The sequence below is a fragment of the Stenotrophomonas sp. NPDC077421 genome, assembly GCF_049545505.1.
In the GTDB taxonomy this organism is placed as follows: domain Bacteria; phylum Pseudomonadota; class Gammaproteobacteria; order Xanthomonadales; family Xanthomonadaceae; genus Stenotrophomonas; species Stenotrophomonas nematodicola.
This window is the reverse complement of the sequence record NZ_JBMWDP010000021.1, coordinates 38,280-63,349: the sequence shown is the minus strand read 5'-3', so window position 1 is coordinate 63,349 and position 25,070 is coordinate 38,280. Positions and strand designations below refer to the sequence as shown.

Genomic DNA, 25,070 nt, shown 5'->3' with positions numbered 1-25,070 from the left:
GCTCACGGTCAGGCAAAAGCAGCCCCGTCGTAGAGCCGGGTTCTACCCGGCTTGGTTCCGGAGCAGGTGGTCTCACGATCAGGCACAAGCAGCCGGGCAGAGCCCGGCTCTACGGGTGGCTTGGTTCCGGCGCCGCGGACCTCATCGGCAGGCAAAAGCAGCCCCGTCGTAGAGCCGGGTTCTACCCGGCTTGGTTCCGGCGCCGGTGGTCTCACGGTCAGGCACAAGCAGCCGGGCAGAGCCCGGCTCTACGGCTTGCTTGGTTGCGGAACTGTGGCCCTCATCGGCAGGCAAAAGCAGCCCCGTCGTAGAGCCGGGTTCTACCCGGCTTGGTTCCGGAGCAGGTGGTCTCACGGTCAGGCAAAAGCAGCCGGGCAGAGCCCGGCTCTACGGGTGGCTTGGTTCCGGAGCAGGTGGTCTCACGGTCAGGCGAAAGCAGCCCCGCCGTAGAGCCGGGTTCTACCCGGCTTGGTTCCGGCGCCGATGGTCTCACGGTCAGGCAAAAGCAGCCGGGCAGCGCCCGGCGCTACGGGATGTGGGCACGCCGTTTGCCTGTCAGGCGTTGCCCAGTACTGCGTTGCGGCGGCCGTAGGCGAAGTAGGCGATCAGGCCCAGGATGTTCCAGCCCAGGAAGTACAGCTGGGTGGTGGTCGGCAGGCTGAAGAACAGGTACACGCAGCCGATCACCGCCAGCGGGCCGACGACCCAGGCCAGCGGCGTGCGGAACTTGCGCTCGCGGTTGGGCTCGCGTGCGCGCAGTACCACCAGGCACAGGCCGACGGCGGTGAAGGCGGCGAGCGTGCCGGCGTTGGCCAGCGCGGCGATCTCGTCCAGGCGGGCCACACCGGCCAGCGCAGCCACGAGCACCGCGGTGAACAGCGTGGTGGCGATCGGGGTGCCGGTGCGCGCGCTGACCTTGGACAGGCCGCGCGGCAGCAGGCCGTCGCGCGACATGACAAAGAAGATGCGGCTCTGCCCGTACAGGAAGGCCAGCAGCACGGTCGGCAGGGCGATCACCGCCGCCGCGCCGATCCACTTGGCCGCGCCCGGGCTGCCCAGCTCACGCAGGATCAGCGCCAACGGCTCGGCGCTCTGGCCGAAGATGGTGTAGCTCATCGCACCGACGGCGGCGAGCGCGACCAGCACGTAGATGATGGTGCAGCCGACCATCGAACCGATGATGCCGATCGCCAGGTCGCGGTCGGGCTTCTTGGTTTCCTCGGCGGCAGTGGAAATCGCATCGAAGCCGTAGAAGGCAAAGAAGATGATCGCCGCCGCCGCCATCACGCCGCGCTCGACGCCGCCTTCGCCGACCGACTTGGCGAAGCCGAACGGCATGAACGGGTCCATGTGGCTGGTGTCGAAGTGCGGCAGCGCGATCGCCACGAACACGGTCAGTGCAATGATCTTGACCACCACAAGGACCGCGTTGAGGGTCGCGCTCTCCTTGGTGCCGGCCATCAGCATGCCGGCCACGACGAAGGTGATCAGCACCGCCGGCAGGTTGATGAAGCCCCCCTCCACATGCGGGCCGGCGGTCAGCATCAGCGGCAGATCAATGCCCCAGCCGTGCAGGAAGCCGACCGCGTAGCCGGACCACCCCACCGCTACCGTACTCACCACCAGCGAGTACTCCAGGATCAGGCTCCAGCCCACCACCCAGGCCACCATTTCGCCGAGGGCGGCGTAGCTGTAGGTGTAGGCGCTGCCGGCGGCCGGCATCATCGTGGCCAGTTCGGCATAGGACAGCGCCGCGCAGGCGCACACCGCGCCGGCGATGGCGAAGGAGATCAGTACGGCCGGGCCGGCCAGGTTGGCGCCGACGCCGATCAGCGTGTAGATGCCGGTGCCGACGATGGCGCCGATGCCCAGCGCGATCAGGTGCGGCCAGCTCAGGGTGGGGATCAGTCGCCTGCCGGCTTCATGAACGGTGACGGTGTCTAGGGACTTGCGCCGGAGCAACGACATGGGGCCTCGCGGTGGGTGACTGTTAACGACAAGTCTGCGAGTTTTACCGAACGCGGTGCAGCATTACTACTGCCAAGCGTCCCCCGGTCCGTGCATGAGCACATGACTGGGGGAAGCTTGACGAAACCGGCACAAAGCACCGCGCCTTGGGGGCTGGCGCGGGCAGGGCCGGACGAACGCGCTCAGCGATCCAGCGTGGCCATTGCCGCGGCGGCATAGCGCGGGCCGGCAGCGGCATCGGGCGGGAAGATCGCATCGATGCGGGCGAGGTCGTCCGCGCCCAGCTGCACCTGCAGCGCGCCGAGGTTTTCCTCCAGGTAGGCAAGTCGCTTGGTGCCCGGGATCGGCACCAGGTCCTGGCCCTGTGCCAGTACCCACGCCAGCGCCAGTTGCCCCGGGGTGATGCCTTTGGCGCTGGCCATCGCGGTGACCGCGTCGACCAGGGCCAGGTTGCGCGCGAAGTTGTCGCCCTGGAAGCGTGGCGACTGGCGGCGGTAGTCGTCGGCGTCGACGTCGGCCGGGCTGCGGATCGCGCCGGTCAGGAAGCCACGGCCCAGCGGCGAGTAGGGCACGAAGCCGATGCCCAGGTCGCGGACGGTCTGCAGTACGCCGTTGTGCTCCGGATCGCGCGACCACAGCGAGTACTCGGTCTGCACGGCGGTGATCGGGTGGACCGCATGTGCGCGGCGGATCGTCGCCGCCGCGGCTTCGGACAGGCCGAGGAAGCGCACCTTGCCCTGTTCGACCAGCCGCGCCATCGCGCCCACGGTGTCCTCGATCGGCACGGTGCCGTCCACGCGGTGCTGGTAGTACAGATCGATGTGGTCCACGCCCAGCCGCGCCAGGCTGGCCTCGCAGGCGGCGATCACGTACTCGGGGCGGCCATCCACGCTGCGCGCCCGGGTGTCGGTGGGCTCCAGTTTGATGCCGAACTTGGTGGCCAGAAACACCTGGTCGCGACGATCGGCAATGGCCTTGCCGACCAGCACTTCGTTGGTGTGCGGGCCGTACATGTCGGCGGTGTCGAGCAGGGTCACGCCGCGCTCCAGCGCGCGGTGGATCACCGCGGTCGCGTCGGCATCGCTGCCACGGCCCCCGTAGAAGGCGCTCATGCCCATGCAGCCCAGGCCGAGTGCGGAAACAGTGGGGCCGTGGCGGCCAAGGGAACGGGTCTGCATGGGAATGCTCCGGAAGCGGGGGAAGGGCGGCGCCTGCACGCGCCGGACCCACAGCATCCTCCGCTGTACCATGTGGATAAACCGGTGTTCGCCACATCGACCTTGAAGGCAGGCTTCACAATGTCCTCCCAGCCGCCGTTGTCTGCCGTGGTCGCGTTCGCCCGCGTGGCCCACCATGCCAGCTTCACCCGTGCAGCCGACGACCTGGGCATCTCGCCCTCGGCGCTGTCGCAGACCGTGCGCGCGCTGGAAGCCCGCATGGGCGTGCGTCTGCTGCACCGGACCACCCGCCGGGTCGGCCTGACCGAGCACGGTGCGCGCTTCCTGGCGCGGGTGCGCGACGGCCTGGCGCAGATCGACGCGGCGTTCGAGGACCTGGACAGCGTGCGCGACGTGCCGGCCGGAAAGCTGCGCATCAACGTGCCGCGGATCGCGGCGGAACTGCTGGTGCTGCCGCACCTGCCCGCATTCATGGCGCGCTATCCGCAGGTGGAGGTGGAATTGTTCGTGGAGCCGGCGCTGGTCGACCTGGTCGCCGGCGGCTTCGATGCCGGCATCCGGCTGGGCGAATGCCTGGCGCGGGACATGATCGCGGTGCCGATCGGTCCGCTGGAGCGGCAGGTGGTGGTGGCCACGCCGGGCTACTTCGCCGCCCACGGCACGCCGGACACGCCGGCCGACCTGGTCGGGCATGCGTGCATCGTGCACCGGCGCAGCAACGGCCGTCTGATGGCCTGGGAATTCAGCCACGCCGGCCGCGACTTCGAGGTGGAGGTGAATGGCCGGCTGGTGTTCAACGATGCGGCGTTGATCCACGCCGCCGTGCGCGCCGGCCTCGGCATGGGGCAGGCGTTCGACGCCGTGGTGGCCAGCGATGTCGCCGAGGGCCGGTTGCAGGCGGTGCTGCAGGACTGGCAGCCGCCGTTCGCCGGATTCCACCTGTACTACCAGGCGCGCGAACAGATGGCGCCGAAACTGCGGGTGTTCATCGACCACCTGCGCCAGGCCCGACGCACCGACTGAGCGCGCTGCGCATCAGCCCGATGCCTCGGCGGCGGTAGCCATCAGCAGGCGCAGCCACTCGTCGTCGCGCGGCAGCCCATGCGGAACGATCACCTGGGCATCGCCCGGGAAGCGCTTGCAGCGGAGTACGCCGTGCTCGTCGAACATCCGCCAGCCCTGCGCGGCATCCTCGGCGTCGCGGATGCGCCGGTGCAGCGCCTGCGCCAGGCTGGCCTGGCAGTCGAAACGGCAGGCGCGCAGGTCGATCCGGTCCAGCGGCTGCAGGTCCGCCAGGATGCGGCAGACGGCAGGATGGGCCAGATCGATACGGCCGGTGTCCATGCCGAGAAGGCGCTCGTCATGCCCGGCCAGGTGCTGCACGAAGTACACGGGAGGCATCGGTTACTCGCGTGGGGCGCGCGGCCGCAACGCAGCGGCCGTGGGGCGATGGCGCCGATTGGACACCCCGTGAGGGGGGTGGGGGAATCTCAAGTTATTGATTGAAGTGCAGCGTCTGGATGACCGTGTCTATTTCCCAGCGCAGGCAGCACCGCCCAGGCGACGCGCATCGGCCCACGTGGCGGGGCGTCAGCCGCTGACGCCGAGGCGCACGCCAAATCCGATCAGGAAGATACCGGCGACGCGTTTCAGCAAAAGTCCTATGCGGGGATGCTGAAGAATCCGACGGCGCAACAGGTTGCCCACTCCGATCAGCACCGAGCAGTAGGCCAGTCCCATGACGAAGATGATCACCGCCATGCTCGCGAACGTCATCACGCCCTGGTGGCGCGTCGGGTCAATGAACAACGGCAGGAATGCCATGTAGAAGATGATCGCCTTGGGGTTGAGCAGGTTGATCAGCAGCGCCTGCCGGAAGTAGTGCCCCGGCCGCAGGCGGATGCCGCCTTCCTCGCCTTCCTCGCCTGCCGGCCGTGGACGCCGCAGCAGGCCGATGCCGACCCAGACCAGATAGGCCGCGCCGAGATACTGCACCGCGTGGAACACCAGCGGGTTGGCCTTGAGCAGCGCGGCCACGCCGGCCACTGCCAGCCACATCAGGATCTGGTCGCCGAGCAGCAGGCCGAACAGGGCGGTGTAGCCGCCGCGGGCGCCGCCGCGCCCGGTGGCGGTCAGCAGGGTGAACGTCCCCGGGCCGGGCAGCGCAAGGAACACCAGCACGGCAGCAACGAAGGTCCACAGATCCTGGATGCCCATCCACGGCATGGCGGCGACTCGACAACGGGGGAGCGCCATTGTCCGGCACCGCTGCGGTTCCCGATAGCGTCAGCCCGCCGGCTGCGGCAGATCCTCCAGCAGGGGCTGCAGGCGGCGCTCGAACAGTGCGTGCAGCTGCCGGATCGCCGGCGAGAACTGCTTGCGATGCGGGCACACCAGGTTCAATGGCAGGCTGTCGCCGGCGCCATCGAGCAGCACCTGCAGGCGCCCGGCGCGCACGTCCTCGCGGAGATCCAGCCACGACTTGAACACGATGCCTTCGCCGGCCACGGCCCAGCGCCGCACCACGTCGGCATCGTCGCAGATCATGTTGCCCCGCACCGGCACCACCACCCGGCGGCCGTCCGCCTCGAAGTTCCAGCGGTCGTAGGCACGGCCGGCGAGCTGGTAGAGCAGGCAGTGATGGTCCTTGAGCGCCTCCAGGCTGGTGGGCGTGCCGTGCCGGGCCAGGTAGCCGGGTGCGGCCGCCAGCACCCGGCGGTTGCCGGGCAGCAGCGGCAGCGCCACGTAGCTGGCGTCATCGAAGCGACCAAGGCGGAAGGCGATGTCGACCGGATCGCGGAACACGTCGGCGACCTGGTCGGACAACCGCAGCCGCAGCTGCAGCTTGGGATGCGTGGCGCGGAACTCGGTCAACCACGGCAGCAGCAGGTGGCGGCCCAGGTCCGACGGCGCGGCCACCTGCAGTACCCCGCGAAGTTCGGCATCCTCGCCGCGCACCCGTGCCTGGCCTTCGCTCAGGGTGGCCAGCACATCCTGGGCGTAGGGCAGGTACAGCGCGCCTTCGGCGGTCAGGCGCAGGCTGCGGGTGGAGCGCACGAACAGCCGCAGGTCCAGTTCGCGTTCCAGCCGCGCCACCGCCGCGGCAACCTGGCCGGGCAGCAGGTCGGCTTCGCGCGCTGCATTGGAGAAGCTGCCCAGTGCCGCGGTGCGGACGAACAGGACCAGGTCGTCAACACGGACCATTTTCATTCCAGGAGTGAAAGTGCTGAACGATTTTGCGCCTTTTCCGGCGCGCCGGTGAAGCGCACGCTGTGCGCCTCTTTCCAACGGACCGCGCTTCGATGAAAGCCGTCGCCTACACCCAACATGGCCTGCCGATCAGCGACCCGCGCGCGCTGGTGGACATCACCCTGCCGCTGCCCGAGCCGGGGCCGCGCGATCTGCGCGTGCAGGTCCGTGCGATCTCGGTCAACCCGGTCGATACCAAGGTACGCAACGGCGTGGCCGTGGACGGGCCGCGGGTGCTCGGCTGGGACGCGGTCGGCATCGTCGACGCGGTCGGCAGCGAGGTCCGCCTGTTCCAGCCCGGCGACGCGGTCTTCTATGCCGGGGCGATCGGCCGGGCCGGCAGCAATGCCGAGTACCAGCTGGTGGACGAGCGCATCGTCGGCCGCAAGCCGGCCAGCCTGGACGATGCCGCCGCCGCGGCGCTGCCCCTGACCGCGATCACCGCCTGGGAGCTGCTGTTTGACCGCTTGCGCATCGCCGAGGGCGATGGCGAGGGCCAGACCCTGCTGGTGGTCGGCGCGGCCGGTGGCGTGGGCTCGATCCTGGTGCAGCTGGCGCGCCAGCTGACCCGGCTCACGGTGATCGGCACCGCCTCGCGACCGGATACCCAGGACTGGGTATATGCACTGGGCGCGCACCATGTGATCGACCACACCCAGCCGCTGACCGAGGGCCTGGCGCGACTGGGCATCGCGGCGGTGGACCATGTGGCCAGCCTCACCCATACCGACCAGCACTACGACCAGATCGTGGCCGCGCTGGCGCCGCAGGGCCAGCTGGCCCTGATCGACGACCCCGGCCAACTGGATGTGATGGCGCTCAAGCGCAAGAGCCTGTCGCTGCACTGGGAGTCGATGTTCACCCGGTCCAGCTTCACCACGCCCGATCTGGAGCGCCAGCATGCGCTGCTCGACCGCGTGGCCGACCTGGTGGATGCCGGCGTGCTGCGCACCACCCTCGGTGAGCACTACGGCCGCATCAATGCCGCCAACCTGCGCCGTGCCCATGCCCTGATCGAGAGCCACCGCGCGCGCGGCAAGCTGGTCCTCGAAGGCTTCTGACCCCCCTTGCCGACCCTGTACCGGACCCTGTTCCCATGACCCTCGCGTCTGTTGCCCTTCGCCGGCACACCACCAAGGCCTACGACCCCACCCGCACGCTGCCGCCGGCGGTGCTGGAAGACCTGCTCGAGGTGCTGCACCACGCGCCGTCGTCGGTGAACGCGCAGCCGTGGCACTTCCTGGTGGCGGGCAGCGCCGAGGCGCGCGCCCGCATCGCGCGCGCCACCCAGCCCAACCAGCCGTACAACACCGCCAAGATCACCGATGCCTCGCACGTGATCGTGTTCGCCACGCGCACCGCCATTGACGATGCGTACCTGGCGCAGGTGATCGAGCAGGAAGCCGCCGATGGCCGCTACCCGACGCCGCAGGCGCGCGAGGGCCAGCGCGGCGCGCTGCACCACTACGTGGACCTGCACCGCCACACGCTGGGCGATGTGCAGCACTGGATGCAGAAGCAGACCTACCTGGCGGTGGGCACGCTGCTGCTGGCGGCGGGGGTGCACGGCATCGACGCCACGCCGATGGAAGGGTTCGATGCGGCCGTGCTGGATGCCGAGCTCGGCCTGGCCGAACGCGGTCTGACCAGTGTGGTGCTGGTGGCGCTGGGATACGGCAGCGAGGCCAACTTCAACGCCCACCTGCCGAAGTCGCGGCTGCCCCGCGACCAGGTGATCACCCACCTGTAACCCGGCCGCGCCTGCGGTGACGGCTGCGGCCCGGTTCGCCGGGTCCGCAGCGGCGCAGCCATTGAGACCGGCACGGCCTACACTTGCCGGCATGCAAACCGAATTCCTTCTGCTTGGCGGCCTGCTGTGCGCCGTCCTCATCCTGCAGCTGATCCTCCTGCTGCGGCGTTCCCAGCACGGCGGCCTGGAGCAGGCCCTGCGCGATGAAGCCCGGGTCGGGCGTGGCGAGCTGCGCGAGCAGCTCGAAGGGCTGGGCCGGCAACAGGATGCGCGGCTGGAGAGCTTCGCCCGCGCGCTGACCGATCTGTCCACCCGCACCGACCAGCGCCTGGACCTGCTGCGCGACGCGCTGGGCGAAGACGCGCGCAAGGCGCGCGAGGAACATGGCCTGGCCCAGCAGCGCACCGGCGATCTGCTGGCGCAGCGGCTGCACGACGTGCGCCTGCAGCTGGAAGCGTTCGGCCAGCAGCAGCAGGCGCGCATCGACGCGTTCGGCCAGCAGCTGCTGGAGCTGACCACGCGCACCGATGGGCACATGGCCGCGCTGCGCCAGACCCTGGCCGAGGACGCGCGCAAGGGCCGTGAGGAGAACGTGCAGTCGCAGCAGCGCCTCGGCGACACCCTGGGCCAGCGCCTGCAGGACATGACCCAGCGCAACGAACAGCGCATCGGCGAAATGCGTGCCACCCTGGAGCAGCAGCTCAGGAGCCTGCAGACCGACAATGCCGAGAAGCTCGACCAGATGCGCGTGACCGTGGACGAGAAACTGCAGACCACGCTCGAAGCGCGCCTGGGCGCATCGTTCCAGCTGGTCTCCGACCGGCTCGAGCAGGTCCAGCGCGGGCTGGGCGAGATGCAGCAGCTGGCCACCGGCGTCGGCGATCTCAAGCGCGTGCTGACCAACGTCAAGAACCGCGGCAGCTGGGGCGAAGTGCAGCTGGACAACATCCTCGAGCAGACCCTCACCCAGGAGCAGTACGCGCGTGGGGTGAAGGTGCGTCCGGACAGCGGTGAGATGGTCGACATCGCCGTGCGCCTGCCCGGCCGTGGTCATGAGGACACCCCGGTGTGGCTGCCGATCGACTCCAAGTTCCCGCGTGAGGACTACGAGCGCCTGCTTGATGCCCAGGAGCAGGGCGATGCCGAGGGCGTGCGCGTGCAGGGCGCGCAGCTGGAACGCGCGATCCGGGTCCAGGCCAGGTCGATCTGCGACAAGTACATCGTGCCGCCGCATACCACCGACTTCGCGGTGATGTTCCTGCCCACCGAAGGGCTGTATGCGGAGGTGATCCGCCGCCCGGGCCTGGTGGACCTGCTGCAGCGCGAGCACCGCGTGGTGGTGGCCGGGCCGACCACGGTCACCGCGCTGCTCAACAGCCTGCAGATGGGCTTCCGCACGCTTGCCATCGAACAGCGCTCCAGCGAGGTGTGGAGCCTGCTGGGCGCGGTGAAGAGCGAGTTCGGCAAGTTCGCCGGCATCCTGGAAAAGGCCGAAAAGCAGATCAGTACGGTCGGGCGCAGCCTGGGCGAAGCCAGCCGCAAGACCCGCACCATCGAACGGCGACTGCGCGGCGTGGAATCGCTGGGCAGCGAGCAGACCGACCTGCTGCTGGCCGATGCGGCCGGTGATGACGACGACACCGGCGTGGACGACACCACGTCGGCACCGACATGAGGAATGCGCCGATGCGCAGTGTGTTGATGATGTTCCTGCTGTGGGTGCTGGCCGGGTGCAGCAGTGCGCCACATGCCGCCGGTTCCGGCGTGCCTGCGGCCAGCGTGGAGACCGCCGCGACGACCGCCCAGCGTGCCGAATGCGAGGCCGCCGGCGGTGACGCCAGACCGCTCGGCCGCCTGCAGCATGTCCACTGCGTGGTGCCCTATGCCGATGCCGGCAAGGCCTGCGGCGGCAAGGCCGACTGCAACGGCCAGTGCCTTGCCCCGGAGGGCGCCGGGCTGGTGGCCGGTGCCACCGCGCGCGGTGTCTGCCAGCGCGACATCAGCCAGAACTTCGGCTGCCACCAGCGCATCGACAACGGCGTGGCGCAGGGCACGATCTGCGTCGACTGACCCGTCGCCGGCACGGGTATGCTGTGCCGCCAACCTGCCATTGCAAGGATCTCCCGTGAGCCAGACCGTCTACGACATTCCCGTCACCACCATCGAAGGCCAGCCGTCCTCGCTGGCCGATTACCGCGGCAAGGTGCTGCTGGTGGTCAATGTCGCCTCCAAGTGCGGCCTGACCCCGCAGTACGAAGGCCTGCAGGCGCTGTATGCCGAGAAGCAGCCGGCCGGCCTGGAAGTGCTGGGTTTCCCGGCCAACAACTTCCTGGCCCAGGAGCCGGGCAGCGAGTCGGAAATCCAGCAGTTCTGCCAGCTGGAATACAACGTCGGCTTCCCGCTGTTTGCCAAGATCAGCGTCGCCGGTGATGACATCCACCCGCTGTACCAGCAGCTCACCGCCGCCCAGCCGGCTGCCACGGGCGAAGGCCCGATGCGCGAGAAGCTGCAGGGTGCCGTGGCCAAGTACCCGGATCTGGTGGTCAATCCGGCGCCGGCCGTGCTGTGGAACTTCGAGAAGTTCCTGATCGGCCGCGACGGCCAGGTCATCGCGCGCTTCGCCCCGGATGTGCCGGCCGATGACGCCCGTCTGGTGGCGGCGATCGACGCTGCGCTGGCCGCGTGATGCCCCTGCGTGCAGGCGCACCACGCGCCTGCACGCACCTTGCGCGCGGCACGCGCAGCAACGAGGATGATCGCCGCCGCGACGCGCGCGGTGTGCCGACAGGGGACAGGGCATGGAACTGCTGACGCTGGAACATTTTGCAGGCTGCGTGGATGAAACGTTCGCCGTGGACCTGCAGGGCATGCAGGTGGACTTCGTGCTGGTCGAGGCGCGGCCGCTGAAACACGCACGCCCCGATGCGCTGCGCGTGCCGTTCTCGCTGCTGTTCCGCAATGCGGCCCCGATCGTGTTCCCGCAACAGATCTTCGCGATGCGCCATGCGCGCGTGGGCGAGGTGGGCATCTTCCTGGTTCCGATCGCGCAGGAGCGCGCCGGCTTTCTTTACCAGGCCGTGTTCAACTGAGGCCGGACCAGCGCATCGCCACATGGGTCTGCTGGCCTGAATCGTCGCCGGCAACGAAGCCCAGCCGTTCGTAGAGTCGGCGTGCCGCCGGATTGTGGACCTGCACATGCAGGCGCAAGCCGCGTCCCCGCATCGCCGCGGCCTGCTGCAGCCGCCGGATCAGCGCCGTGCCCAGCCCGCGCCCACGCCAGGCCGGCAACAGGCTGATGTCCACCAGCAGATCATCCTCACCGCATTCGTCGAGATACACACGGCCCACGGCCTGCCCGTCGACGTCGATGGCCAGATAGTGCGCCTGCGGGTACTGGCCCAGGTAGTGCTGGTGCTGAGCCACGAACTGCTGGGCCAGAAACTGCTGCTTGACCGTCTCCGGCCAAGGCACGGGCTGCAGTTCCTGCGCGCGGGTGGTGGCGTACAGCGCCACCAGCCACGGCAGGTCGGCGCGGCCCAGCGCGCGCCAGGCCCACGTCGTGTCGCCGGCGACGCCGGCCAGTGCAGGGCGCCGTTCCGGCGGGAACGGCGCCAGGGTGTCCGCCTGGATCATTCGAAGTAGGGGAACTGGCCTTCAAGGGCGATGCAGAAATTGACCGCCAGATACGGCTGCCGGTTCTCGTGTGCGCCACCGCCGCCGCTGGGCGCCAGCATGTTGGGCGCCATTGACGTATTCGGCGGCGCACTGCTGAAGGACTTGATCGCGTTTGAGCCAGGCATCGACAACGCGCCGTTGGCGACCGGCGTCGCCACGCGCTTCGCCGCGGCCTGCGCGTAAGCGACCAGGTCATGCGTGTGGGCGGGCAGCTCGTTGAGCGTCAGGCTGACGCCGGCAACGCCGAACGCCTCGCCCATGTCGCGCTGGCTCAACCCGGGGCCGCTGCCCTGCGAGGTGGCCGCGCGGGTGGTCAGGTTGGGCAGTTGGAACGTGTTCTGCCCATCGCCGCCGAAGCGGGTGCCGATCAGGGAGTACAGGGCCGGATTCTGCCGGAGCGGTACCATCGCACCGTTGCAGAAGGCCCAGCCACTGGGGTTGTAGGGGAATCCGAACATCTGGATTTCGCCGAGGAAGCAATCGCTCATGGTGTGATCTCTGCGCCTTGCGAAGGAGGAAGTCAGCTCTGCGTCGGGTAGATGCCGAGGGTGGCGATGAAGTACTGCACGGTGAGGGTGGGCATGCAGTTCTCATGCGGCAGGTTGCCGCCTGCAGCGGTCACCGACGCTGGCGCCAGTGTCATTGCCAAGCCGCCGGTGGTATCGCTGACGTAATAGGTTTCGCCGCTGACAGAGCCGGGTACCACGGAGGGCGAGGGCAGGTCGGCGGTGGCGGCTGCGGTGGTCAACGACAACGCATGGGTATGCGCGGGCATCTGCGCCTGGGTCAGAGTGACCTGCTCGGCGCCGCCCACCTGGCCGATGGAACGGGGCGTGAGACCGACACCGGTTCCCTGATGGAGGGGCAGGCGGCCACGCAGGTCGGGCAGGGCGAAGTTGGTGGAACCGTTGCCGCCGTAAGTGGTGCCCAGCAGCGTGTACAGCACTTCATTGTCCGCGATGGACAGGACGCGGCCATCGCAGGGCAGCCATCCGGCAGGAACGCGGTTGAATCCGAACATACGGATTTCGCCGACAAAAGGCGTGGTCATCGGTGCGTGCTCCTGGAAAGATCAGCTGCGCGGCGGATAGATGCCCGCCTGCGCGCAGATGAAGAAGTTGATGACCGCGAACGGCTGCATGTTCGTGTGCGGCTGGGTGCTGCCGGCCAAGCCCACCGTTTCCGGGGCCTGCGCAACCCGCGTGTTGCCTGGCGCGGCATACAGCTTGGGGCCGGTACCGGTGCCGGCATAGACGCCGCCGGTCGGATTGCGGACGGTACCGGGGGCGTTCACACCAAGGACCGGGTGCGAATGGGCCGGCATCTGGGTCGAGAGCAGGGTGATGTTCTCCGCGCCGCCGCTATTGCCGGCCTGGAGAGGTTGCGGTTGCCAGGTGGCATCGACGGAAGGACCTGCCGACACCGGCACGCGGCCGCGAAGATCCGGCAGGCCGAAGGTCGTGCGTCCATCTCCCCCGTACTGGACGCCAAGCAGCGAGAACAGGGCCTGATTGGTCGAGATCGGCAGCAGCTGGCCGTTGCAGGGCAAAAAGGACCTCGGTGCAAAATTGAAGCCGGCCATGACAATCTGGCCCAGATAGTATTCGCCCATCTATTCCCCCTTGGATGGTGAGCGCGCGGCGCCGGACTGGCGCCCGCGTACTCTGAACGCCATTCAGGTTGTTCACAAGTCCCTGCCGTTGCAGCGATGCGACCGTACGTTGCACCTATCTTCCACGCCGGGAGTCTGTTCCAATGGCGCCAACGGGGGAGGCGTGGATGGCCTACCGCTGGCAGCGCCGGGGATCGGCAGGGGATTGGGTTCTCCGGAAGCACGCCAGTTGGGACGCGCACCTCGATGTTGTTCCGCATCCAGGTGGGATTCTTCTAAGGGGGAAGAGTCATGTCGTTCCTTTCCGGTACCGCGCGTTCCGCGCGTCTGTTCGCCTTTGTCTCGTTGTTGTCCTGCCTGGCCCTGTTCTGGCCCGGCGCGGCGCGCGCGGCCCATACCTCGCTGTTGTGCGGACCGCAGACGGTCCATGTGCCCAGCGGCGGCAGCGTGGCGATCAACGTCACCGCCTGTGCAGGCAGCAACATCTTTCTCGCCGGCGACGGTCCCGTGGACGGGCCAGCGCTGCCACAGCGCGGCAGCGCCATCCTGCGCATCGACGATCCCAACTGGTATGTGGACTACAGCCACAACGGGGTGGACACCCAGGGCGACATCTTCGAGTTCTCCGATACGGCCAACCGTATCGTCCGGGTGACGATGATCGTCGACCCTCCCGCGTCGTCGATCGTGATCAGCCCGGCGACGCTGAACCCGATGACCGCCGGCACGGCGTTTGCGCAGACCTTGTCCGCCAGCGGTGGAACTGCGCCTTACACCTACACCACCAACCCAGCCCTGCTCCCGCCGGGGCTGGTGCTCAGCTCGACAGGCACGCTGTCGGGTACCCCGACCCGACGCGGCGCCTTCAGCTTCACCGTGCGCGTCACCGACAACGGGGGCGACGTGGTGGACAAGGCGTACGCGCTGACGGTCCAGAACCCCAGCCTGTCGCTCAGTCAGAGCGCGGCCACCGCCGTACAGAACCAGCCGTTCTCGCTGACCCTGATCGGCCAGGGCGGCGTTGCACCCTACACCTTCACACTGGAGACCGGTTCGCTGCCCACCGGGATCACGCTCAACGGCACCACCGGCCTGCTGTCCGGCACACCGACCAGTGCAGTACAGGCCTATCCGGTCACCCTGCGCGTCACCGACAGCAGCGCAGGCGCTGCACCGTACTATGAGCTGGAGAATTTCACGCTGACCGTCAGCACGGCGCCTGCGGTGAGCATTACCGTCTCGCCGGCCAGCGTACTGGAAGGCAGTGGCGTGCCGATGGTGTACACCGTGACCAGCAGCGCCAGCGTGGCAAGCGCGCTGACCGTCAACCTGACAACCTCGGGGACCGCCACCAGCGGAATCGATTACACCGGCGGCGCGTCCAGCATCGTCATTCCGGCCAACGCGACCAGTGCTTCGCTGAGCATCCTGCCGGTCGACGACACCGTCGTGGAGGCCGACGAAACGGTGATCCTGACGGTAGCCCCGGGGGCCGGGTACACGGTGGGGACACCGTCCAGCGCTACCGGCACGATCCTCAACGATGACAGGCCCGTGGCCACCATCGCCGTCGCGCCTGCCACGGTCGATGAAGACAGCGGCACGCCGCTGGTCTTCACCGTGACCCTGGACCGCACCAATCCCACCCCGCTGTCGATCCCGATCTCCATTGGCGGCACGGCCAGCTTCGGCGTGGACTACACCGGCGTGCTCGCATCGGTGGCGATCCCGGCTGGCGCCACCACCGGCACACTGTCGTTGGTGCCCATCGCCGACACCACGGTGGAGCCCGACAAGACCGTGGTGGTTACCCTGTTGTCGGGTACCGGCTTCTCCGTCGGCTCCCCGGCCAGCGCCACCGGCACCATCCGCGACGACGACCTGCCTGCCCTGAGCGTCAGCGATGTCAGCCAGAACGAAGGCAACAGCGGTACCACTCTCTTCAACTTCGTCGTGTCGCTGAATGCTCCGGCCGGCCCAGGGGGCGTCACCTTCGACATCGCCACCGCGGACAACACGGCCAACGCCGGCTCGGACTATGTGGCACGCGGCCTTGTCAGCCAGACCATTCCCGCCGGCAGCCAGACCTACAGCTTCGCCGTGCAGGTCAACGGCGACATCGTCTATGAGTTGAACGAGACCTTTACCGTCAACGTAAGCAACGTGGTGGGTGCCACCGTCGCCAAGGGGCAGGGGGTGGGCACGATCGTCAACGACGACGCGATGCCCGCGCTGTCCATTGGCGATGTCTCGGTCAACGAGGGCAACTCGGGTACCACCCCGGTGGTGCTGACGGTGACGCTGTCGTCGCCCAGCTCGCAGCCCATCCAGGTCCAGTACGCCACCGTCAACGGCACGGCCACCGCGCCCAGCGACTACACTGCCGCCAGTGGCACGCTCAACTTCCTGCCCGGCGTCACCACGCGGACGATCACGGTGCTGGTCAACGGCGATACCCAGGTGGAGCCCGATGAAACCTTCCTGGTCAACCTGAGCACGCCGATCAACGCGGTGCTGGGCGATGCATCGGCCACGGTGACCATACTCAACGATGACCAGCCGATGGGGCTGCTGCCGACCGCCCTGACCCCGCCGAAGGCAGGCATGGTCTACACGCAGACGTTCTCGGCGTCCGGCGGGACCGCGCCCTACACCTATTCCATTACCGCAGGCAGCCTGCCCCCGGGCCTGGTGCTCAATACCGGTGCAGGCGTGCTGAGCGGCATGCCGACCGTGGTGGGCACCTATCCGGTGTCGGTGACGGCTACCGACAGCGGTTCAACCCCCAACACGGTCACCCAGATGTACACGGTGGTCGTTGCGGCACCGACACTGCTGCTGCCCAGCCCGGCGCTGCCGGCGGCCATTCGTGGCCAGGCCTTCTCCAGTGCCCGCGGGCCGGCCAGTGGAGGCACCGCGCCGTATATCTTCAGCATCACCGCTGGCGCGCTGCCGCCAGGGCTCACCTTGAGCCCGGCGGGCGTGATCAGTGGTACGCCCAGCCAGACCGGCCCGTACGCGTTCACTGTGACCGCACGGGACAGCACCCTGGGTACCGGGGCCCCGTTCGGTGTCAGCGAGAGCCTGTCGCTGACCGTGGCCGAGGCAGTGCCGCTGGCCGGCAACGTGTCGCTGACGACGGGCTACAACGCGCCGGCCGCGCCGGTCGCGCTTGCCTTGACCGGTGGCGCGGCCACCTCGGTTGCCGTGGCCACCGCCGCAGCGCATGGCACGGCGACCAACCTGGATGCGACCACCATCACCTACCAGCCGGCCGCCGGGTATGCCGGGCCGGACAGTTTCACCTACACCGCTACCGGTCCGGGCGGTACCTCCACCGCAGGCACGGTCACCATCACCGTGGACAACCCGACCATCACCGTGGCCGCCGGCGGCAGCCTGGCCGGTGTGGCCGGCACCTCGTACAGCCAGACCTTCACCTGGTCCGGTGGCGCGCTGCCGTACGGGAACTACCAGGTAACCAACCTGCCTGACGGTGTGGCGATCACCGCGACCACCGCCGACAGCGTGACCATTTCCGGCACGCCGACCCGTTCGGGGACCTTCCCGCTGGTGGCCACGGCCACCGACAGCAGTGGCGGCGTGGGTCCGTTCACCGTCGGCCAGACCTTTGCGCTGGTGCTGGCCAGCCCGACCTTGTCGGCGACCCCGGCCACACTGCCCGCCGCCACGGCCGGCAGCGCGTATCAGCAGACGATCACCGGCAGCGGCGGCATCGCGCCGTACCAGGTGGTGCTGACCGGCACACTGCCGGCCGGGATGAGCTTCGACGCCGGCACGGCCACCCTGTCCGGTACGCCCACGCAGTCGGGCGCGTTCACCTTGAACGCAACCCTCACCGACAGCACCGGTGGTACGCCGGCCAGCATCACCCAGAGCTACACCCTGGTGGTGGCCAGCCCGACGCTGTCGGCTACCCCGGCCACGCTGCCTGCCGCCACGGCGGGTAGCGCCTACCAGCAGGTGATCACCGCCAGCGGCGGTATCGCGCCGTACCAGGTGACGCTGTCGGGGAGCCTGCCGACCGGCATGAGCTTCAACCCGGCCACCGGCACATTGTCCGGTACGCCCAGCCAGTCCGGCACGTTCGGCCTGATCGTGACCCTCACCGACAGCACCACCGGCACGCCGGCCAGTGCCACCCAGGTCTACAGCCTGGTGGTGGCCAGCCCGACGCTGTCGGCCGCTCCGGCCACCCTGCCTGCCGCCACGGCAGGCAGTGCCTACCAGCAGGCGATCACCGCCAGTGGCGGCATCGCGCCGTACCAGGTGACCCTGTCGGGTGCCTTGCCGACCGGCGTGACCTTCGACGCCGCCACCGGCACGCTGTCCGGTACTCCGCTCCAGTCGGGCAGCTTCGCGCTCACCGCAACGATCACCGACAGCACTACCGGCATGCCGGCCAGCCTCACCCAGAGCTACAGCCTGGTAGTGGCCAGCCCGACGCTGTCGGCGACGCCGGCGGCATTGCCTGCCGGGACCGCAGGGACGGCCTATCAGCAGGCGATCACCGCGACCGGCGGCATCGCGCCGTACCAGGTGACGTTGAGCGGTGCGCTGCCCACGGGCATGACGTTCGACGCCGCCACCGGCGCATTGTCCGGCACCCCGACCCAGTCGGGCAGCTTCGCGCTCACCGCGACCATCACCGACAGTACCGGGGGCACACCGGCCAGCCTGACCCAGAGCTACAGCCTGGTGATCGCCAGCCCGGTGCTGGTCGCCACGCCGTCCGCCCTCGCCGGCGCAACGGCAGGCACGCCGTACCAGCAGCCGATCACTGCCACCGGCGGCATCGCGCCGTACCAGGTGGTGCTGAGCGGCGCGCTGCCGACCGGCGTCGTCTTCGATGCCGCCACCGGTACGCTGTCCGGCACGCCGACCCAGTCGGGCAGCTTCGCGCTCACCGCGACCATCACCGACAGCACCACCGGCACGCCGGCCAGCATTACCCGGAGCTACACCCTGTCCGTGGCCAGCCCGGTCCTGGTCACTCCGTTGTCGGTGTTGCCAGGCGGCACCGCCGGCAGTGTCTACCAGCAGGCGTTCACCGCCACCGGTGGCATCGCGCCTTACCACGTGGCACTTGCCGGCACGTTGCCAGCCGGCCTGTCCTTCGATGCCGCCACCGGTACGCTGGCTGGGACGCCGACCCAGTCGGGCAGCTTCCCGCTCACCGTCACCATCACCGACAGCACTGCCGGCACCCCGGCCAGCCTCACCCAGTCCTACAGCCTGGTGGTAGCCAGCCCCGCGCTGGTGGCGACCCCGGCCACGCTGGCACCGGCAACGGCAGGCACGCCTTACCAACAGGTGTTCTCGGCCACCGGCGGCATCGCGCCGTATCGCGTGGTGCTCACCGGGACGCTGCCGGCCGGCCTGGTCTTCGATGCCGGCACCGGCATGGTGTCCGGTACGCCCACCCAGTCGGGCACCTTTGCGCTGAGTGCGAGCATCACCGACAGCACCAGCGGGACGCCGGCCAGCGTGGTGCAGGCCTACTCGCTGGCCGTGGCCGCCCCGGCATTGACGCTGACGCCGGCGGCCGGCGCACTGCCGGGCGCCACCGCCGGCAGCAGCTATGCCGTGGACTTTGTCACCGAGGGCGGGCTGGCCCCGTACCGGTATGCCGTCAGTACCGGCAGCCTGCCGGCCGGCCTGGCGCTGGACGCCACCACCGGCCGTGTCTCGGGGACGCCCAGCGTTGCGGGCAGCTTCGCCTTCAGCGTCACCGTTGCCGATACCACCGCCGGTGGCGCCGGCGCGGTCACCCAGGCCTATACGGTCAACGTGTCCGCACCGGTGCTGGCACTGACGCCGTCCTCGTTGCCGGCCGGCGTGTTCGCCAGCCGCTACGAGCAGGCGCTCACCGCCACCGGGGGTACCGCGCCGTACCGCTATGCGGTCAGCGCCGGTGCACTGCCGACCGGCATGGCGCTGGACGCGGCAGGCATGCTTGCCGGTACGCCCACGGCCGCCGGGGCATTTGCCTTCACCGTGACCGTCACCGACGCGCTGGGCTTCACCGGCAGCCGCGACTACATCGTGCAGATCGCCGATCGTCCGGACCCCACCCGCGATCCGGAAGTGCGTGGCCTGCTGAGCGCGCAGCGCGATGCGGCGCGCCGGTTCGCCAACTCGCAGATCGAGAACTTCCAGCAGCGCATGCAGCGCCTGCACGGTGCGAGTGGCAACGACGGATTCAGCAACAACCTGAGCCTGTCCTACGCGCAGCGCCGTTGTGAACCGATGGTGGGCGCCGTGCCGGGCCAGGACTGCGATGCGCAGCGCCGCCAACCGTTCGATCGCGAGCCGTCCCTCGACGCGCCGGCAGCGGCGGCCACGTCGGCATCGCAGGCGCCGCTGGGTCTGTGGGTGGGCGGCACGATCCGCTCCGGGCGAAGCGATGGCGGCCAGCGCGCCGGCACCGACTTCGAAACCGATGGCGTCACCGTCGGCAGCGACCTGCGGATCAGCGACGCCTTCGCCGTCGGTGCGGGCCTTGGCTACGGCCGCGATCGCAGCGACGTCGGCGAAAGCGGCAGCCGCAGCGATGGCCAGGCCTACAGCATGGCGGTGTACGCCAGCTACAGCCCGGGCCGCAGCCTGTTCGTGGACGCCCTGCTGGGCCACCAGCTGCTGGACTACAGCCTGCGCCGCTACGTGACCGGCGACGGCGGCTTCGTGCATGCACGTCGCAACGGCAGCCAGTGGTTCGGTTCGCTCGCCTTCGGTGCCGATCTGGCCAAGGGCAGCTGGCAGTTCACCCCGTACGCACGCCTGGATGCATCGCAGGGCACGCTGGACAGCTATGTGGAGCAGGGCAGCGACCTGTTCGCGCTGCGCTATGGCGACCAGGACGTGGATGCCACCACCGGCAATGCCGGCCTGCGCATGGAAACGCGCCGGACCGCCACCTGGGGGGCATGGACGCCGCAGCTGCGTGTGGAATACCAGCACGACTTCAGCGGCAGCGGCCTGGCCACCCTGCAGTACGCCGATCTGGTCGACCTGCCGTTCTACCGCACGACGCTGGACGGGTTCGACCGCAGCCGCTGGATGCTCGGTGCCGGGGTGATGTTCGACTTCGGCCGCACCTGGGGCCTGCGCGTGGACTACCGCGGGCTGGTGGGCAGCGGCAACGACCGCGACCACGGCGTGCAGATCAGCCTGGACAAGCAGCTGTAATGGAGGGCGCGCCACCGCTGCGGCGGTGGCGCGATGCCGGGCAACAAAAAACCCCGCCGAGGCGGGGTTTTCTGTGTGCGGTCAGTTGCTCCAGTTCGGCATCGGCATCGCATCGACCGGGATCGGGGCGGTGTCGTCGGCATCCTTGCCGCGCGCATGCTTGCCGCGCAGGTCGTTCTCGATCTGGTAGTTGCGGCGCTGCAGCCAGGCATCCCGGGTCAGGGCGTACTCGTCCACCGCGTTGTCGCGGATGTCGTCCAGCGCCATCAGCTGCGAGCGCATGTCCACCAGCTGCAGACCCTGCAGGCCGATGCGGACCTTGTCCTCTTCGATCGTACGGATCGGCGAGAGCGGGATGTCGCCGGCCAGGCCGAACACATCGCGCACGGTACGCGGCCCGAAGAAGGGCAGCTCCACGTAGCGCGACCGGCGCCAGCCCCAGGCACCCAGGGTCTGGCCGAAGTCTTCGCTGCGACGTGGCACCAGCGCTTTGCTGGCCGGATCGAACAGGCCACCGATACCCAGCGTGGTGTTCATCAGGAAGCGGCCCAGGGTGTCCCACGCATCGTCCGCCCGCCCCTGCAGCAGCTGGTTGGTCATGGTGACCGGTGCACGCAGGTTGCTGAAGAAGTTGGTCACGCCGGTACGGGCGAAGCGCGGCACCACCTTGGTGTAGGCCGTGGCCAGCGGCCGGGCGACCGCGCGGTCGACCACGTTGTTGAAGCTGTGCACGCGGCGGTTGAACGGTTCCCACGGATCGTACGGCGCGCTGGCCGCCAAGGTGCCATCGGCGCTCGGCGCCGGGCCGCCGTACAGCGCGGCGAAGTCGTCTTCGGCATCGGTCGGGGCCGTGCCGCCCGCGCTGGCCGGCGACGTGCCGTCGGCTCCGGACTGCGCCGGATCCCCGACGGCATCGGCCGGCACCGGCGCCGGCACTTCGGATTGCGGCAGGGCGTCGGCGGGTGCGTCGAGCGCTGCATCGGCGGCGGTCGGTGTCACCGGCACGCTGGTCGGCGCACTGTCGCGCGCGGGCTTGCCGGCACACGCGGTCAGCGCCGTGGCGAGCACAAGGAGGGGAAGGGTGCGTAGGACGTTCATGTCAGCTCGCCGCAGAAGGGGCATTGAAATCCAGGGTGGGCGCCAGCCGGTAGGCGGCACACAGTTCGTTGAAGCCGGCCGGCGAACCGACGATGGTCGGCGCACCGCCGCGGTCGCGCAGACGCGCGGCCAGTTCGGCCAGCAGCGCCACACCGGCGCTGTCGACCCGCGTCACCGCGGTCAGATCCAGCTGCAGCACGCCGTCGAGCGAGGTCAGCGACGGCCACAGGGCCGTTGCCGCCGCGCGGTCGAGCACCCCGCTGAACACCAGCGCGGTGCCGTCGCGACGGGCGCTGGCCGCACTACTTGCCACGGGGCGCCTGTCCGGCCTGCATGGTGCCGTTGCGCAGTTCTGCAGCCACCTGCTGGATGGTCTTCTGGCGCAGCGGGGCGTCGAACTGGGTCTTGAACGTCTGCACGTAGGAGATGCCCTCGATCATCACGTCGAAGATCTTCCACTGGCCGCTCACGTTGCGCATCAGGTAGTCGACCGGGGTCGGCTCGCTGCCGGCGCGGATCAGCTCGGTGGACACGCGCACGCCGCGGTTGCCGGGCAACGGGGACTCGGACTTCAGGCGGAACGTCGGCTTGCCCTGGATTTCCAGCAGGGCCGAGCCGTAGCGCTGCATCAGGTTGTCGGCCATCGCGTCGGCAAACAGCTTCACATCGGCATCGGACGCGCCGCGGCCGTGCACGCCGAGGACCAGGCGCGCGGCATAGTCGCGGTCGAAGGTCTTGTTCAGCTCGCTGTTGATGAAACCGCGCAGCGCGGTCGGATTGCCGCGGAACTCGGTGCGGCGCGCCTGCAGCGTGGTCAGGATGCGGGTGCTGGCGTCGAGTACGGCGCTGCCGGCCTGGCCCTGCTGGGCGCCGGCGGCGGCCGGGGCGGCCTGGGCCATCGACAGCGACGGCAGCGAGGCGAGCAGGGCCGTGGCGAGCAGGGCGGGGATCAGTCTGGTTTTCATGGTTGCGGTTCCTTTGCAGGCGCCTGTGCGCCATTGCCCTCGTGGGAATCAGCGCCGCCGGCGTTGCCCGGGCCACTGAACATGTATTTGCCGACCAGTTGCAGCAGGTCTACCGCCGGCTGGGTGAAGACGATCTCATCGCCGGACTTGAGCACGTCCGGATCGCCGCCCGGCTGCAGACCGATATAGCTCTCGCCCAGCAAACCGCTGGTGAATATGCCGGCGGAGGTGTCGGCCGGCAGGTCCTTGAACTTGCCGTCCAGCGTCAGGGTGACGATCGAATCGAACTTGGTCGGATCCAGCTCGATCTGCGCGACCTGGCCGACGGTGACGCCGCCGATCTTGACCGGCGCCTGTTTGCGCAGCTGGCCGATCTGGGTGAAGCGCGCCTTCAGTTCGTAGCCGCTGCTGCCCAGCCCCCACCGCTGGTTGGTGGACGCCACGGCCAGCACCAGCAGCGAGGCCAGCGCCAGCAGCAGGAACGCGCCGACGGAAAATTCGAGTCTGGGACCGCGGATGGCCATGTCGTGTCTCACTGTTCTTTGTCAGGTGCCCGGACAGCTCGCCGGGCGGGAGGATCTGCATGCGTGAAGCAGTACCGGCCGGTTCAACGGCCGGTGGGTATCTACTGGAACATCATTGCCGACAGCACGAAGTTGAACATCAGCACCAGCAGCGAGGCGTTGACCACCGCACGCGTGGTGGCCACCGAAGTACCTTCGATGGTGGGCTCGGCGTTGAACCCCACGTACGAGGCCACCAGCGCCGCCGTGCCGCCGAAGATCGCCGACTTGAGCATCGCCACGCCGAAGTCGTCCCAGAAATCCACGCTGTTGCTCAGCGCCGACCAGAACACGCCGTTGTCCAGCCCGAGCACGTGCACGGCCTCGAAGTAGCTGGCGCTGATCGCCAGCGAACAGAAAATGCCGGTCAGCAGCGGCACGGTCAGCACCGCGGCCCAGAAGCGCGGCGCCACCGCCTTGGCAATCGGGTCGATGGCCATCAGCTCCAGCGCCTTGATCTGGTCGGTGGCACGCATCAGGCCCAGCTCGGCGGCGATGGAACTGCCCGCGCGGCCGATGAACAGCAGCGCGGTCAGCACCGGGGCCAGCTCGCGGTACAGCGACAGGCCGAGCAGCGTGGACAGCGCATCGGCGGCACCGAAGGTGGTCAGTGTGCGATAGCCCTGCAGGGTCAGCACCAGCCCGACGAAGGCGCCGCCCACGGCGATGATCGGCAGCGAACGCGCACCGATCTTGTAGATCTCGCGGGTCAGTTCGGCGAGGAAATCGGCGGTCGGCACCGAGCCGCGCAGTACCGTCAGGGAGAACAGGCCGGCGCGGCCGAGCGAACGGGTGGCTTCAACGAACGGCATCAGGCAACCCTCGCGCGCGGTGCGGCATCGAATGGAATCGGGCCATCCGGTTCGCCGTGCAGGAACTGGCGCAGCAGCGGGTCCTGGCTGGATTCCAGATCGGCCGGGCTGCCCTGGAACACGATCCCACCGTTGGCGATCGCGATCACCTGATCGCAGATCGGCAGGGTCTCGTGCACATGGTGGCTGACAATGATGCTGGTCAGCCCCAGGCTGTGGTTGAGGCGCTGGATCAGGCTCATGATCACCCCGCTGGCGATCGGGTCCAGCCCGGTCAGCGGCTCGTCGTAGATCATCAGCGGCGGATCCAGAGCCAGCGCGCGGGCCAGCGCGACGCGGCGCGCCATGCCGCCGGACAGCTCGCGCGGCCAGGCATCGGCGGCGGCCAGCAGGCCCACCGCGTGCAGCTTCATCTGCACCAGGCGGCGCAGCACCGGCGTCGGCAGGCGGGTATGGGTGCGCAGCGGCAGCGCGACGTTTTCGGCCACGGTCAGGTCGGTGAGCAGGCCATTGCCCTGCAGCAGCACGCCGACGCTGCGGCGCATCTCGCGCAGCGCGCTGCTGCCGGTGGGGATCGGCTTGCCGAACAGCGTGACGCTGCCGGCCACCGGACGCAGCTCACCGGTCAGCGCGGCCAGCAGGGTGGACTTGCCGCTGCCGGACGGGCCAAGCACGGCGGTGATGCTGCCACGGGGTACGGACATCGAGACGTCGCGCAGGATCGTGCGCCCGCCGCGGTCGATCCGCACGTTGGACAACTGCACCAGATCATCTTCGGAAGCCGTCATGGGCACCATTAACAAATTTCCAACGTTGTAAGATCGTGGTGAACGGCTGAACATAACCGAACTGGACCGTGCAGTATTGTCGCACGACCCCATGCCGGAACAACGGCCGTGGCCCTGACGGGCACTGCAACACACCGTGTCGGCCGGCGATGGGACACGCCATTCCTCCTCCGTGCGTGCCGCCGCGCTGCGTCGGTGCGCCC

General features: G+C 69.0%; 22 protein-coding genes and 1 pseudogene. 8 read left to right on the top strand and 15 right to left on the bottom strand.

Annotation, left to right across the window (positions count from 1 at the left end):
* Nucleotides 1-555 precede the first annotated feature (555 nt).
* Nucleotides 556-1,968, bottom strand: coding sequence for an amino acid permease (locus ACPEH1_RS12835; protein ID WP_017355178.1), 1,413 nt, complete (start codon nt 1,966-1,968; stop codon nt 556-558).
* A 182-nt stretch (nt 1,969-2,150) separates the two neighbouring features.
* Nucleotides 2,151-3,146, bottom strand: coding sequence for an aldo/keto reductase (locus ACPEH1_RS12830; RefSeq protein WP_017355179.1), 996 nt, complete (start codon nt 3,144-3,146; stop codon nt 2,151-2,153).
* 120 nt (nt 3,147-3,266) lie between these two features.
* Between ACPEH1_RS12830 and ACPEH1_RS12825 the strand changes: the two genes are divergently transcribed.
* The gene (locus tag ACPEH1_RS12825) at nt 3,267-4,169 is read left to right on the top strand and encodes a LysR family transcriptional regulator (RefSeq protein ID WP_423715879.1); all 903 of its coding nucleotides are present in this window, start codon (nt 3,267-3,269) and stop codon (nt 4,167-4,169) included.
* A gap of 12 nt (nt 4,170-4,181) precedes the next feature.
* On the opposite strand, the gene ACPEH1_RS12820 is transcribed toward ACPEH1_RS12825, so the two are convergent.
* The 3 genes and pseudogenes from ACPEH1_RS12820 to ACPEH1_RS12810 all read right to left on the bottom strand — a co-directional run.
* A complete protein-coding gene (locus tag ACPEH1_RS12820) occupies nt 4,182-4,547 on the bottom strand; it encodes a hypothetical protein (RefSeq protein WP_136006826.1) in 366 nt (121 codons plus the stop codon).
* Between the two features lie 189 nt (nt 4,548-4,736).
* The gene (leuE, locus tag ACPEH1_RS12815) at nt 4,737-5,372 is read right to left on the bottom strand and encodes a leucine efflux protein LeuE (RefSeq protein WP_423667020.1); all 636 of its coding nucleotides are present in this window, start codon (nt 5,370-5,372) and stop codon (nt 4,737-4,739) included.
* A gap of 16 nt (nt 5,373-5,388) precedes the next feature.
* A pseudogene (locus ACPEH1_RS12810) lies at nt 5,389-6,356 on the bottom strand (LysR family transcriptional regulator); the annotation flags it as partial.
* A 92-nt stretch (nt 6,357-6,448) separates the two neighbouring features.
* On the opposite strand from ACPEH1_RS12810, the gene ACPEH1_RS12805 reads away from it, so the two are divergent.
* From ACPEH1_RS12805 to ACPEH1_RS12780, 6 genes are all read left to right on the top strand, one after another.
* Nucleotides 6,449-7,456, top strand: coding sequence for a zinc-binding alcohol dehydrogenase family protein (locus ACPEH1_RS12805; RefSeq protein WP_136006829.1), 1,008 nt, complete (start codon nt 6,449-6,451; stop codon nt 7,454-7,456).
* A 35-nt stretch (nt 7,457-7,491) separates the two neighbouring features.
* Nucleotides 7,492-8,145: an oxygen-insensitive NAD(P)H-dependent nitroreductase NfsB gene (locus ACPEH1_RS12800; RefSeq protein ID WP_017355185.1), complete on the top strand. Its 654-nt coding sequence runs from the start codon at nt 7,492-7,494 to the stop codon at nt 8,143-8,145.
* 91 nt (nt 8,146-8,236) lie between these two features.
* A complete protein-coding gene (rmuC, locus tag ACPEH1_RS12795) occupies nt 8,237-9,820 on the top strand; it encodes a DNA recombination protein RmuC (RefSeq protein WP_017355186.1) in 1,584 nt (527 codons plus the stop codon).
* Between the two features lie 11 nt (nt 9,821-9,831).
* On the top strand, nt 9,832-10,215 hold the full coding sequence (locus ACPEH1_RS12790) for a hypothetical protein (protein ID WP_166473611.1): 384 nt from the start codon (nt 9,832-9,834) through the stop codon (nt 10,213-10,215).
* Between the two features lie 55 nt (nt 10,216-10,270).
* Nucleotides 10,271-10,831 carry a glutathione peroxidase gene (locus tag ACPEH1_RS12785; RefSeq protein ID WP_017355188.1) on the top strand — a complete coding sequence of 187 codons (561 nt, stop codon included), beginning with the start codon at nt 10,271-10,273 and terminating at the stop codon, nt 10,829-10,831.
* 112 nt (nt 10,832-10,943) lie between these two features.
* Nucleotides 10,944-11,234 (top strand): DUF6916 family protein, encoded by a 291-nt coding sequence (locus ACPEH1_RS12780; protein WP_017355189.1) that lies wholly within the window; start codon nt 10,944-10,946, stop codon nt 11,232-11,234.
* Here ACPEH1_RS12780 and ACPEH1_RS12775 read toward each other — a convergent pair.
* The 4 genes from ACPEH1_RS12775 to ACPEH1_RS12760 are packed head-to-tail and all read right to left on the bottom strand — an operon-like array spanning nt 11,227 to nt 13,432.
* A complete protein-coding gene (locus ACPEH1_RS12775) occupies nt 11,227-11,778 on the bottom strand; it encodes a GNAT family N-acetyltransferase (RefSeq protein ID WP_287252641.1) in 552 nt (183 codons plus the stop codon). The genes ACPEH1_RS12780 and ACPEH1_RS12775 overlap by 8 nt on opposite strands.
* On the bottom strand, nt 11,775-12,308 hold the full coding sequence (locus ACPEH1_RS12770; RefSeq protein WP_017355191.1) for a phage tail protein: 534 nt from the start codon (nt 12,306-12,308) through the stop codon (nt 11,775-11,777). The genes ACPEH1_RS12775 and ACPEH1_RS12770 overlap by 4 nt, the downstream gene beginning before the upstream one ends.
* Nucleotides 12,309-12,340: 32 nt before the next feature.
* Nucleotides 12,341-12,871 carry a phage tail protein gene (locus tag ACPEH1_RS12765; RefSeq protein WP_017355192.1) on the bottom strand — a complete coding sequence of 177 codons (531 nt, stop codon included), beginning with the start codon at nt 12,869-12,871 and terminating at the stop codon, nt 12,341-12,343.
* Between the two features lie 21 nt (nt 12,872-12,892).
* Nucleotides 12,893-13,432 carry a phage tail protein gene (locus ACPEH1_RS12760; RefSeq protein WP_136006839.1) on the bottom strand — a complete coding sequence of 180 codons (540 nt, stop codon included), beginning with the start codon at nt 13,430-13,432 and terminating at the stop codon, nt 12,893-12,895.
* Nucleotides 13,433-13,723: 291 nt separating this feature from the next.
* Between ACPEH1_RS12760 and ACPEH1_RS12755 the strand changes: the two genes are divergently transcribed.
* Nucleotides 13,724-20,641 carry a putative Ig domain-containing protein gene (locus ACPEH1_RS12755; protein WP_423715878.1) on the top strand — a complete coding sequence of 2,306 codons (6,918 nt, stop codon included), beginning with the start codon at nt 13,724-13,726 and terminating at the stop codon, nt 20,639-20,641.
* A gap of 81 nt (nt 20,642-20,722) precedes the next feature.
* On the opposite strand, the gene ACPEH1_RS12750 is transcribed toward ACPEH1_RS12755, so the two are convergent.
* The 6 genes from ACPEH1_RS12750 to ACPEH1_RS12725 form a co-directional block, all read right to left on the bottom strand.
* Nucleotides 20,723-21,739: an MlaA family lipoprotein gene (locus tag ACPEH1_RS12750; RefSeq protein ID WP_313243223.1), complete on the bottom strand. Its 1,017-nt coding sequence runs from the start codon at nt 21,737-21,739 to the stop codon at nt 20,723-20,725.
* A gap of 1 nt (nt 21,740) precedes the next feature.
* Nucleotides 21,741-22,052: an STAS domain-containing protein gene (locus ACPEH1_RS12745; RefSeq protein WP_287252653.1), complete on the bottom strand. Its 312-nt coding sequence runs from the start codon at nt 22,050-22,052 to the stop codon at nt 21,741-21,743.
* Entirely contained in the window at nt 22,042-22,704 is a 663-nt protein-coding gene (locus ACPEH1_RS12740; RefSeq protein ID WP_136006851.1) for an MlaC/ttg2D family ABC transporter substrate-binding protein, read from the bottom strand. Before ACPEH1_RS12740 ends, ACPEH1_RS12745 begins: the two co-directional genes overlap by 11 nt.
* On the bottom strand, nt 22,701-23,228 hold the full coding sequence (gene mlaD / locus ACPEH1_RS12735) for an outer membrane lipid asymmetry maintenance protein MlaD (protein ID WP_136006853.1): 528 nt from the start codon (nt 23,226-23,228) through the stop codon (nt 22,701-22,703). Before mlaD ends, ACPEH1_RS12740 begins: the two co-directional genes overlap by 4 nt.
* Nucleotides 23,229-23,329: 101 nt before the next feature.
* Nucleotides 23,330-24,079 (bottom strand): MlaE family lipid ABC transporter permease subunit, encoded by a 750-nt coding sequence (locus ACPEH1_RS12730; protein ID WP_136006855.1) that lies wholly within the window; start codon nt 24,077-24,079, stop codon nt 23,330-23,332.
* Complete coding sequence (locus ACPEH1_RS12725; protein ID WP_136006856.1) at nt 24,079-24,867, bottom strand: ABC transporter ATP-binding protein; 789 nt, start codon at nt 24,865-24,867, stop codon at nt 24,079-24,081. Before ACPEH1_RS12725 ends, ACPEH1_RS12730 begins: the two co-directional genes overlap by 1 nt.
* Between the last annotated feature and the right edge of the window lie 203 nt (nt 24,868-25,070).

What these genes read in the sequence shown, in the direction of transcription:
- ACPEH1_RS12730 (WP_136006855.1), bottom strand. Translation starts at nt 24,079, where the DNA reads ATGCCGTTCGTTGAAGCCACCCGTTCGCTCGGCCGCGCCGGCCTGTTC.
- ACPEH1_RS12775 (WP_287252641.1), bottom strand. Translation starts at nt 11,778, where the DNA reads ATGATCCAGGCGGACACCCTGGCGCCGTTCCCGCCGGAACGGCGCCCT.
- ACPEH1_RS12765 (WP_017355192.1), bottom strand. Translation starts at nt 12,871, where the DNA reads ATGACCACGCCTTTTGTCGGCGAAATCCGTATGTTCGGATTCAACCGC.
- rmuC (WP_017355186.1), top strand. Translation starts at nt 8,237, where the DNA reads ATGCAAACCGAATTCCTTCTGCTTGGCGGCCTGCTGTGCGCCGTCCTC.
- mlaD (WP_136006853.1), bottom strand. Translation starts at nt 23,228, where the DNA reads ATGGCCATCCGCGGTCCCAGACTCGAATTTTCCGTCGGCGCGTTCCTG.
- ACPEH1_RS12820 (WP_136006826.1), bottom strand. Translation starts at nt 4,547, where the DNA reads ATGCCTCCCGTGTACTTCGTGCAGCACCTGGCCGGGCATGACGAGCGC.
- ACPEH1_RS12805 (WP_136006829.1), top strand. Translation starts at nt 6,449, where the DNA reads ATGAAAGCCGTCGCCTACACCCAACATGGCCTGCCGATCAGCGACCCG.
- ACPEH1_RS12780 (WP_017355189.1), top strand. Translation starts at nt 10,944, where the DNA reads ATGGAACTGCTGACGCTGGAACATTTTGCAGGCTGCGTGGATGAAACG.
- ACPEH1_RS12835 (WP_017355178.1), bottom strand. Translation starts at nt 1,968, where the DNA reads ATGTCGTTGCTCCGGCGCAAGTCCCTAGACACCGTCACCGTTCATGAA.
- ACPEH1_RS12755 (WP_423715878.1), top strand. Translation starts at nt 13,724, where the DNA reads ATGTCGTTCCTTTCCGGTACCGCGCGTTCCGCGCGTCTGTTCGCCTTT.
- ACPEH1_RS12750 (WP_313243223.1), bottom strand. Translation starts at nt 21,739, where the DNA reads ATGAACGTCCTACGCACCCTTCCCCTCCTTGTGCTCGCCACGGCGCTG.
- ACPEH1_RS12800 (WP_017355185.1), top strand. Translation starts at nt 7,492, where the DNA reads ATGACCCTCGCGTCTGTTGCCCTTCGCCGGCACACCACCAAGGCCTAC.
- ACPEH1_RS12830 (WP_017355179.1), bottom strand. Translation starts at nt 3,146, where the DNA reads ATGCAGACCCGTTCCCTTGGCCGCCACGGCCCCACTGTTTCCGCACTC.
- ACPEH1_RS12825 (WP_423715879.1), top strand. Translation starts at nt 3,267, where the DNA reads ATGTCCTCCCAGCCGCCGTTGTCTGCCGTGGTCGCGTTCGCCCGCGTG.
- ACPEH1_RS12760 (WP_136006839.1), bottom strand. Translation starts at nt 13,432, where the DNA reads ATGGGCGAATACTATCTGGGCCAGATTGTCATGGCCGGCTTCAATTTT.
- ACPEH1_RS12770 (WP_017355191.1), bottom strand. Translation starts at nt 12,308, where the DNA reads ATGAGCGATTGCTTCCTCGGCGAAATCCAGATGTTCGGATTCCCCTAC.
- ACPEH1_RS12740 (WP_136006851.1), bottom strand. Translation starts at nt 22,704, where the DNA reads ATGAAAACCAGACTGATCCCCGCCCTGCTCGCCACGGCCCTGCTCGCC.
- ACPEH1_RS12725 (WP_136006856.1), bottom strand. Translation starts at nt 24,867, where the DNA reads ATGACGGCTTCCGAAGATGATCTGGTGCAGTTGTCCAACGTGCGGATC.
- ACPEH1_RS12790 (WP_166473611.1), top strand. Translation starts at nt 9,832, where the DNA reads ATGCGCAGTGTGTTGATGATGTTCCTGCTGTGGGTGCTGGCCGGGTGC.
- leuE (WP_423667020.1), bottom strand. Translation starts at nt 5,372, where the DNA reads ATGCCGTGGATGGGCATCCAGGATCTGTGGACCTTCGTTGCTGCCGTG.